12 protein-coding genes are annotated in these 10,056 nt (G+C 37.2%); all 12 read right to left on the reverse strand.

Going from position 1 to position 10,056, the window contains the following annotated elements; all coding sequences use genetic code 11:
• Window positions 1-74 (reverse strand): histidine phosphatase family protein (locus tag AC1D7X_RS25440; RefSeq protein WP_495476202.1); only part of this gene is annotated, 74 nt, incomplete at its 3' end.
• A 732-nt stretch (window positions 75-806) separates the two neighbouring features.
• Window positions 807-1,427, reverse strand: a complete 621-nt coding sequence (locus tag AC1D7X_RS25445; RefSeq protein ID WP_495476391.1) for a class I SAM-dependent methyltransferase — start codon at window positions 1,425-1,427, stop codon at window positions 807-809.
• 227 nt (window positions 1,428-1,654) lie between these two features.
• Window positions 1,655-2,062 carry a hypothetical protein gene (locus AC1D7X_RS25450; protein WP_495476392.1) on the reverse strand — a complete coding sequence of 136 codons (408 nt, stop codon included), beginning with the start codon at window positions 2,060-2,062 and terminating at the stop codon, window positions 1,655-1,657.
• A 230-nt stretch (window positions 2,063-2,292) separates the two neighbouring features.
• Window positions 2,293-2,859, reverse strand: coding sequence for a GNAT family N-acetyltransferase (locus AC1D7X_RS25455; RefSeq protein WP_495455710.1), 567 nt, complete (start codon window positions 2,857-2,859; stop codon window positions 2,293-2,295).
• A gap of 361 nt (window positions 2,860-3,220) precedes the next feature.
• Window positions 3,221-3,670, reverse strand: coding sequence for an oxidoreductase (locus tag AC1D7X_RS25460; protein ID WP_495476393.1), 450 nt, complete (start codon window positions 3,668-3,670; stop codon window positions 3,221-3,223).
• Between the two features lie 273 nt (window positions 3,671-3,943).
• Entirely contained in the window at window positions 3,944-4,717 is a 774-nt protein-coding gene (locus AC1D7X_RS25465; RefSeq protein ID WP_495476394.1) for a hypothetical protein, read from the reverse strand.
• Window positions 4,718-4,967: 250 nt separating this feature from the next.
• Window positions 4,968-5,279 (reverse strand): hypothetical protein, encoded by a 312-nt coding sequence (locus AC1D7X_RS25470; RefSeq protein WP_495476395.1) that lies wholly within the window; start codon window positions 5,277-5,279, stop codon window positions 4,968-4,970.
• A gap of 261 nt (window positions 5,280-5,540) precedes the next feature.
• Window positions 5,541-5,966 (reverse strand): NUDIX hydrolase, encoded by a 426-nt coding sequence (locus tag AC1D7X_RS25475; RefSeq protein ID WP_495476396.1) that lies wholly within the window; start codon window positions 5,964-5,966, stop codon window positions 5,541-5,543.
• 246 nt (window positions 5,967-6,212) lie between these two features.
• Window positions 6,213-6,656 carry a hypothetical protein gene (locus AC1D7X_RS25480; protein WP_495476397.1) on the reverse strand — a complete coding sequence of 148 codons (444 nt, stop codon included), beginning with the start codon at window positions 6,654-6,656 and terminating at the stop codon, window positions 6,213-6,215.
• Window positions 6,657-6,961: 305 nt separating this feature from the next.
• Complete coding sequence (locus AC1D7X_RS25485; RefSeq protein WP_495476398.1) at window positions 6,962-7,771, reverse strand: class I SAM-dependent methyltransferase; 810 nt, start codon at window positions 7,769-7,771, stop codon at window positions 6,962-6,964.
• 221 nt (window positions 7,772-7,992) lie between these two features.
• Window positions 7,993-8,928 (reverse strand): serine hydrolase domain-containing protein, encoded by a 936-nt coding sequence (locus AC1D7X_RS25490; protein WP_495476399.1) that lies wholly within the window; start codon window positions 8,926-8,928, stop codon window positions 7,993-7,995.
• A 712-nt stretch (window positions 8,929-9,640) separates the two neighbouring features.
• Window positions 9,641-9,871 carry a hypothetical protein gene (locus AC1D7X_RS25495; RefSeq protein ID WP_495476400.1) on the reverse strand — a complete coding sequence of 77 codons (231 nt, stop codon included), beginning with the start codon at window positions 9,869-9,871 and terminating at the stop codon, window positions 9,641-9,643.
• Window positions 9,872-10,056: the final 185 nt, after the last annotated feature.

The raw sequence follows: 10,056 nt of genomic DNA on the forward strand, positions 1-10,056 counted from the left end.
TCAGAGTTACCCTGTGCTCGTCCTTCTTTATTCCAACTGGTGCTACCATGCCTTATCAGTGCTATAGTCGCCATATAGTGCTCCTTCAATGTTTAAAATAGATTTGCTGATCTTTCTGATAACGTTTGGCATTCCTGACGTTCAAGCAGCTTAAGTGACCGTAGGGAACGGGTCGTCAGACTTAGCTGGTTGAATGTGTCGCCTGAATAATCTTCTTGAAAATCCTTCTAAGCGATCAAGGGCGAATGCCCGCAGTAGGAATGTGGTGTTACCTGATGTATCTGACTTCCCTGAATCTACTTTCAAATTCCTTGTATCATTTAATTTTATTTGATGTCTTTCATATCTATCATGTCTTTGATGGTTCTGATGTTCTTAATGTTCTTAATGTTCTTAATGTTCTTAACGTATTTAATCTCACTTAGTTTTGTTTCGATTTTCTTTATGTATTTCTATCTCTTCTTCGAAATGCCTCTAATGCTGAATTTAAACCTGGTTTTTTTTAGATCTTTCGCTTCTATTCTTATGACTTTACCTTTTGTTCATTATTTCTTCATGAATTTCTCTATCATCCATTCTTTAATGCCCTTCCTACGTCCCTATCCCAGATATTTCAGGTAACGTTCGCGCATTACCGACGTCCAAACGGCTTAAGGACCGTAGGTCCGGGTGGCTCTGCCACTTAGCTGGTTGGATGTGTCACCTGAATTCACTTCTTCGAAACTCCTCTTGGTGACCAAGGAAGCGTAGCGACCGCTGTGGTAATGCAATGTTAGCTGATGTTGATGACTTCTTTGAATTAACTATCAGAATTTATTCTTTCTCAAAACAAATGATTGAAAGTCTGTATTCATACCAATCATTGGAACCACTTCAAAATTCAATACATCAAAATATTCTTTAACTTTTACTTCTATATCTTCATTTTTATAAAACGAGAAAAACCGGTTAGGTTTATATGGATCTTCTTCCCAAATCCCTTCGCTATCATAACCCCCATATAGACCTAAGTAAAAAAATCCGCCTGGCTTCAATACAGTCTTAATATTATTAAAAACAATATCCAACCTTCTCTTTGGCACATGAAGTAATGCGTTCATTGACCAAATTGCATCAAATGAGTCCTCTTCTAACTTCAACGAGTAAACATCCATCACTTGAGCCTTTAACCCTCTGTTGAGACATGATTTGATCATTTCTGGGCTCATATCAATACTAAGCACATCGAAACCATTTGACTTTAAATACTGACTATGTTGACCGGAACCTGCACCAATATCAAGGAGTTTTAAACCAACTATGTTACTAAAATAGGAAATAAATCGATTTAATTCATTGAGCTTCCAACTTTCAATCTCAAACTTATCTCTTAATTTTGCATTAGCATTATAGCTTTCTATTAATGTATTTTTAATTTCTACATCCATATGGACAACTCCTTGGGTTTTTTTATAATAGTTTTCATCAATTTTAGCTAACGTTGTTGTGTTCCCGATGCCTCACCGACTTAAGCCCGAAGGGCGGCCGCGACGCGGTTAGTCGGTGCAGGTGTGTCTGCTGATTACACCTCTTCAAAATCCCTCTTGCAGACCAAGGGGCGTAGCCCCGCAGTGGGAAAACGTTGTTAGCTGATGTACCATGCATCTTTGAACTACTACTCGAAATCTTTATCATATTCAATTATATTTACAACTGTTTTGGCATTTTGCCAATCTTTAGTTTTTATATATCTTTCCATTTCTTTTTGTTCATGTTCCCAATCAGGTCCAAACCAGCTCAAATAGTCAATGAAATCTTTATAATGTTCCCAACAAATAGGGTCTAACTCAATTAGTTTCTTATACGTATCGATCATCAGTGTAATTGGGAAATCAAATGAATCTTTATCTCTCTTGATTACTTCTAGTAGTTCGGATTTTTCATTTACAACTTTCAATCCGTCTTCAAATTTATTCATTAATAGGGAGAAGCTCGTCTCCAATTTACTAATTTCTTCAGCAGTCTTACTTAAGTAATTTTCTTTGCGAAGTTCAAAAATCTCCCAAGCAATTTCTTTAATCATTTATTCACCTCTTTGTGGTATTTCAGCTAACGTTTTGCATTCACGACGCCTCACTGGATTAAGGCCGTTAGGCCGGGTGGCTCCGCCACTTAGCCAGTGCAGGTGTGTCTGCCTGAGTTCACATCTCCGAAATTCCTCGGGCAGACCAAGGATCGCTTGCGATCCGCAGCGCAAATGTGGTGTTATCGGATGTCAGCGACTTCTTCGAAATACTGAAAAATTATCTTGATCTATCTTAATACAATATTTCTTGTTTTTATAAAGTAATCTTTGTAGGGAATGATTTGATAATCCACGAAAACATGAAATCCTAAATTCAATAGTGCATAGATTCTTTGTTCACCAATAGGTATAGCTTTTGTTGCGATACTAGTTGCTTCAAAACAATCATAAAAATGCTCTTCTATCATCTGAAGAATCTCAGTGATAACCTCTTTGGTTTCATATTCTGAAGCAAGATCAATTCGTAATATCCCAATACTGCCGTAAACTTCAAAGGAGTCATTACGTGTAAAAAATTCTATTGTACCGACTGGTTTCGAAATTTTCTTATCTACGATACAAAAGCGTATATAATACTTCTTTTCGTATTCTTGTTGCCAAAACTGGATAAAATGTAACATTCGGTCAACTGTTTCAATTTGAAAACCACTTAAACAGTTATCACTATTAAACAATTGTTGTGCCTTTGGATCAGAGTAACATTCCAAAAGGTCTATTGCATCTTCATCACGAACTAATCGAAAAATAAAATTATCAGTTTCAAAAGTTGGACAGATTTGATATGGATCATTCACGTTATTCAGCCCCCCTATGCAAACATATGTTCCTATACATTATAGCATACTCATCACAAATAGCTTGTTATCAAAATATTTTATTTTTTGTAGTTATTTTGACTAATTCCCAATAGGTAATTGATGAACAATATCTTCAAGGTTAATATTTTTCGCTGATTTCCGATAACGTTTGGCATTCCTGACGTTCAAACAGCTTAAGTGACCGTAGGGAACGGGTCGTCAGACTTAGCTGGTTGAATGTATCGCCTGAATCCACTTCTCTGATATCCCTCTTGGCGATCAAGGGCGAATGCCCGCAGTAGGAATGCTGTGTTATCGGATGTTCGAGCCCTCTACGAATGAGCTACTATTCACTATTCTATTCCTTAAAAATTGCACTTGATATGTTAATTAAATAATCTTTCCATTGAAATTTATAAGTTCCTATATCCAATGATGTACTTGTTTCATCATCTTCATATCTAAAATCAGTCCATATTATAATTTCTTCTTCTCGTTTAATGGAAACTGTAATTGCTCCACAACTGAGATCGGCACACATTGGACATACAAAGATGAAATATCGTCCACTCTCTAATTCCGGTGGGAGTTCCAACAAGAATCTTTCTATTTCTTTACGTTGTGCTTCTTCATCGCTTTGTCCAAGTACTGATATATAGTCATCTGATTTGAAAATACTATATAATGAATTACCGTCAATAATGATGTCAAAGAAATCAGTATTATATTCACATTTCTTAATCTCTCCATCGACATATCTATCAACAAATCCATATCTTGTTGCAACCTTTAATTGAATATTATTCAATTCAATTCCCCTTTATAATGATTTAGATCTCATTAATTCTACTATTGCTCGAATTTCCGATAACGTTTGGCATTCCTGACGTTCGAGCAGCTTAAGTGACCGAAGGGAACGGGTCGTCAGACTTAGCTGGTTGAATGTATCGCCTGACTAAACCTCTTGGAAATCCTTCTTGGCGATCAAGGGCGAATGCCCGCAGTAGGAATGCTGTGTTATCGGATGTCAGCGTCTTCTTTGAATAACTTACAAATCGTTGCTCTGAGTCCTTAACTATTATTAATTGAATGGTATTTCATTTTCAATTAAAGGTTTATCTCCATAAAACCAGCTATCTATTTCATTAATACCGATTTTTGAAAAACTATAAATCGAGTAATATGCCTTTGAAATTGATATCCCCTCAACAATTGATTTAGTTATCAGGTCCTGTATACCATCATGATTGTAATCATAGAACGTGTACTCAGGAGTAATTTTCAAAGTTAATTCCACTTTAGACTTTCCGTTATCTTTATTAATAAAATCTAAATACGTCTTCTCTTCATCGTCATTTAGGATAATGTATTTATTATCATGGTCTATACTGACTTCCAGTTTATTGGTTTCTTTATTGTAATAATTTACAATAATTTCTTTTTGTAGGTCATCATCAGATGACCAAACCTTTGACAGTTTCCCATCTATGTACTGATAGCAATTGACTTTAGAATTAGAACCATATTTATTAGTAAAGGAATAAGTCGATCCAACAATAATCATATTTCCTTTTGTTAATATCTGAAATGCGTATTGATCGTTTGGTTGTGGATTAAAAATTTGTTTCTCACTATCAACTTTCAAAATATTTACTTCTGAATCTTTTACCTTTAATCCAATAGTTCTATTACTTGTGTTATAAAATAATAGAATTTCATCATTTTTTCCATCTAGGTCAATATCAGAATCGTTTATGATTTGAATACTCTTAACCGGTTGTGTAATGGTATTTGTATTAACGAGTGTTATGCTTATAGCAATTAACAGTTTTAATAAATGAAATACGCAATCCATTTGATATCATTCCTCCTTTGGCATTATTGATTTACGCTGATTTCCTATAACGTTGCGCATTCCTGACGTTCAAGCGGCTTAAGAGACCGTAGGTCCGGGTGGCTCCGCCACTTAGCTGGTTGGATGTGTCGCCTGAATCCACTTCTCAGAAAATCCCTCTTGGCGACCAAGGAGCGTCAGCGACGCAGCAAGAATGCAATGTTATGTGACGCAATTGCCTCCCTGTATTAACTTCCATTAATTCCATATTTTATTCAATCCAATTATTATAAAAAGTTTCTGCATTCCAAAAGAGATATACTCCAAATACAACAAATAAAGCTCCTATTATTTTCAATATTATTATAATTAATCTTTTAGGTTCCTTATATTCGATATTTTCTTCAAATTCATAATTCGGTTTCATCCTACTATAAATATAGAATTTCCATATCTTTACCACCAACTCAGGAAAACCAAAAACAAATATGCCTACGAGTACCAATGGAATCGAAATCATTCCCAATCCCATTGGTGACCATTCAATATCTTGCTCTGCTATTGTTTTAGATTTAAATATCATCTTTAATCTTGTCTCCAGTATTCAAAAGTAATTATTTGATCTTTAAGGTTTTGCATTCACCAATGCAATTATGTCATATAACGTTTGGCATTCCTGACGTTCAAGCAGCTTAAGTGACCAAAGGGAACGGGTCGTCAGACTTAGCTAGTTGAATGTATCGCCTGAATTCACTTCTCCGAAAGTCCTCTTGGCGATCAAGGAGCGAACGCGACGATGCAGGAATGCTTTGTTAGATGATGTCTGCGACTTCTAGAGATACCCTCATATATTCTTCTTATCCATAAACTCAACACAAAATGGTTGCATTTCAGGTCTTAAACAATACTCTATTCTTTGTCTGAAACCTTTCCATTCAACTTTTTCAAGTGCTTCTTCCATCGAGAAGAAGCCTACTTCCAAGCTTTCAGATGATATTGTAAGTTCTCCACCAATTGGTTTGGCTAAAAATAAAGTGTTACAAATTGAGTTCTCTACGTTCTGAAATATTCCGCAGAATTTGATAATTTCTATATCTATTCCAGATTCTTCTTTTGTTTCTCTTATTGCAGCTTGACTTAGGGATTCTCCCTCTTCTACTTGACCGCCCGGCATCTCCCAGCCTCTTCTTGGTCCTTTAATAAGTAACAATTCATTCTTTTCATTCAAAACAATAGCTGCAGCAGAAAGTATATGTTTAGGTGGGTACATTTCTTTGCTCCTTTGTTATGTATATATATTTTTCGAAGATTTCATCTAACGTTGCGCATTCCTGACGTTCAAGCAGCTTAAGTGACCGAAGGGAACGGGTCGTCAGACTTAGCTGGTTGAATGTGTCGCCTGATTCCACTTCTCCGAAAATCCCCTTGGCGACCGAGGAGCATCAGCGACGGCGTAGGAATGTTATGTTAGATGATGGGGCCTACATCTTCGAGATACTTATAAATCTCTTAGTCTTTATGTGTTTTCATATTTCTTGAGTAACTCTTCTTCATTCATTTCTTTAATTAGTTCATCCAACTCAGGAGATGCAAACCAATCGTTTTCACTACCCAAACCATATTTAATCGTATGTATTACGCTATTAGAAGGCATAAAAATGTTATGCTGAACAAACGTTTCAACATTGATGCTTTTACCCTGCCTAATAATCTCTACATACGGTTGACCGTCCCTATACTCTGCATATGCGATCCAACCAGATTGAACAATATAGAACTCCGTCAGTGTTTTATGATAGTGACTGTTTTGCCATGCTCCCTGAGTAGACGCTTCAGTTCTGCAATAAGAACTACCGTCGTTACATATTAATCTATATCTTCGTTCTCCGTTTCCCATCAGGTCATGTCTGGCTTCAATTCCTTGCGAGCGAGCTTTTTCCACTGAAATCTCTATAGTCACGTAATCATCCCCTTACACTTATATAACTCCAAAATCAAGAATAATATATGAATTAAATGACTTACCATGTTTAATTAAATGTATTATTTCAGGTCCTGTCATCTAACGTTCTCGTATTCACGACGCCGAGAGGCTTAAGGTCACGAGTGACCGGCTGCGCGTCAGCGCAGTTAGCCTCGCAGGTGTGTCCGCTTGATTCAGCTTCCTCGAAATTCATCTGGCGGACCGAGGAGCCGGAGGATCCGAAGCATGAATACATTGTTAGCTGATGTTGCCGACTTCACCGAGTAACCTTGAATCCCCTCTTACTTCCTACCAATATATAAGAGGTGTGAAGACGTCCCTAGAACATACGGGTTTTCAGATTCATTAAAAATTATTTCCATGATTTTGTTGAATTCATCTTCTCCTCTTTGTTTCCAGTAGTCCCATTGCTCCTGATTCATTGCTCCAGCAATACTTCCAGATCCTATTAGCTTCTCTGATTTGAATCCATGGGACTCCATAAAAGGATTGATATCTTGAATATGAAAGTAGTAGGCTCCAGTGAATCTTCCAGCATCAATATGGTCAAACTTACCTGAATCTAAAAAGTCTTCTATCCCTATAGCTGTATGATTAGGTTTCCAAAATTCAGGATACATAATTGAGGTTGTCAAAAATCTTGTCCTGGACATAAACGCTACAAAAACAAGTCCATCAGGTTTTGTTACCCTATATAATTCTGAAACTGCTTTGTCTCTATCCTCTGCTGATTGAAGATGATATAGCGGTCCTAACATAAGTGCAGCATCAAATTGGCCCTCTGAAAACTGACTTAGATCTCTAGCATCAGTCGTATAAAAACCATTAAATTGATTCAGTAATTCATGTTCGTTGGCCTTCAGCTTGGCAAGATCTACTAGCTTTGGCGTCAAATCAGTTAAAGTAATTTGATAGCCTTGTCTAGCTAATTCAATTGCATACTTCCCAGGTCCAGCTCCGTTATCTAATATATGCCCTTTGTTTGGTAGGTTCTTAATAATGTGATGAAAATTCACTTTGAACTCTAATGGTTCACGATCAAGACGACCCCATTCGTCAAAGGAACTGTAGTACGATATCACTTTCTCCATTGAGATAACCTCACTTTGATTTAATATCTTCCGGCAATTTCAGCTAACGTTGCGCATTCCTGACGTTCAAGCAGCTTAAGTGACCGTAGGGAACGGGTCGATAGACTTAGCTGGTTGAATGTGTCGCTTGAATCTACTTCTCCGATACCCCTCTTGGCGGCCAAGGAGCGTCAGCGACGATGTAGGAATGTTTTGTTAGCAGATGTGCTGACTTCTTCGAGTCACTGCAAAAGTTTTGTAATAGCTTTTAATGGTTTTAAGGTATCACTGTATGTATTGTTTGTTAATGCGATAACTATATTTTGGGAAGGATCTACACAGATATACTGCCCTCCCAAACCCATAGCAAAATAAAAAGATCGGTCTAATGATTCATCTGACACCCACCAATGACGACCGTAATAACCTATGTCTTCATATGTTAAATACTTAGGTTTTGTTGAATTAGATATCCATTCTTCACTAAGTAATTGTCGTTTCCCACAACGCCCCTTGTTTAAATAAAAGTAACCGAATTTTTGCATATCTTGTATAGACATGTGTATCCCGAAACCACCAATATTAACTCCCTGAGGGTCTACATGCCATATGAAATCTTTAATCTTCAAACTAGAGAAGAGATACTTTATTGCGAAATCTTTTGCACTCATTCCAGATACCTTTTGAAGTATTGATAATAACAGATGGCTGCATCCAGAATTATAGTTCATTCGTTCACCGGGTTCGGCGTTTAATGGGCGCTCTAATATATAATTAACCCAGTTGGGACTATGTATCATTTGTGGCCAGCCATTCCATTCCCCCAACTCCGGCCAATCGAAACCCGCACTCATACTCAATAAGTGATCAATTGTAATACATTGTTTCCGGATGTCTTTATCTTGTTGAAGCGTCGGAAAGTAATTAACAATCGGCGTATTAAGATCTGAAATCAATCCCTGCTCGAAAGCAATTCCAATTAAACATGAAGTAACGCTCTTCGTGCATGAGTTAACTTTGTGGAGCTTATCTTTAGATTTATTGTTTCTAAAATATTGAAGCACAATATCTTGACCAAGACTCATCAAACAACTTTCAATTTTTTCTTTTTTTAAAAAACTAACAAATGATTTTATTTTTTCATCATTTATTTGGCTCTCATATGGAAATTCAATCATAAATGGTTTGCTCCTATTAGTTATTTTCAGCATGTCTGCTAACGTTGCGCATTTCTGACGTCCGAACGGCTTAAGGACCGTAGGTCCGGGTGGCTCTGCCACTTAGCCGGTTGGATGTGTCGCCTGATTCCACTTCTCCGAAATACCTCTTGCGACCAAGGAGCGTCAGCGACGAAGCAAAAATGCATTGTTATACGCTGCCCCTTCTTCTCCGATTCCACATCCATATATGTCTTGTGTGTTTTATGTATTTAATATGTCTTGATGTGTTCTATCTTTTGCTTCTATCGGATCCGTTTCCGCATAGGAAAGGTACCCCTTCTACTATTCCGTGTGACTTGGTCCTCAACTGCTACTTCGTAAATGCATCCTTCTTCATTTCTACCATTATTCTTTTTTTCTTCCTTACTATTATCCTTGATTTAATCTGATCTATCACCTTTATTTATTTGTTGTTACTAGGTTTCATTGGGTTATCAATCTCAAAGGGGTTGCGTATAACGTTGCGTATTTCTGACGTCCAAACGGCTTAAGGACCGAAGGTCCGGGTGGCTTCGCCACTTAGCCGGTTGGATGTGTCGCCTGATTCCACTTCTCAGAAACTCCCTCTTGGCGACCAAGGAGCGTCAGCGACGATGCTGAAAAACATTGTTATGTGATGTCCATGACTTCCTGAGTCACCTTCATATTCGTTTTCTGAATTAATTCATTCTTACCATTCAATTTCATTATATAAATCTTTTATATATCTTTGTTCTATTAGGGCTTTATCAAATAATTCTTCTGAGTTTATAAATTTTTGAGTAAAACTATCCTTATTTCTTGTAAAATAAACCCCATTATTATTCCTGCTTATCCAATAGCCTATGTCATTATGATAAATTAAGAATTCTTCTCCCCAACCAACTCGTTCTTTCAATTCTTGAAATTCTTCATAAGTCATGTAAATGGTCCTTTCAATTTGAGGTCTTAAGAGGCTTTTACGAACTTTCCATGGATTTCACATAACGTTTCCGCATTTCTGACGTCCGAACGGCTTAAGGACCGCAGGTCCGGGTGGCTCTGCCACTTAGCCGGTTTGGATGTGTCGCCTGATTCCACTTCTCTGGTATGCCTCTTGGCGACCAA

Source organism: Paenibacillus sp. Y568 (genome assembly GCF_059445545.1).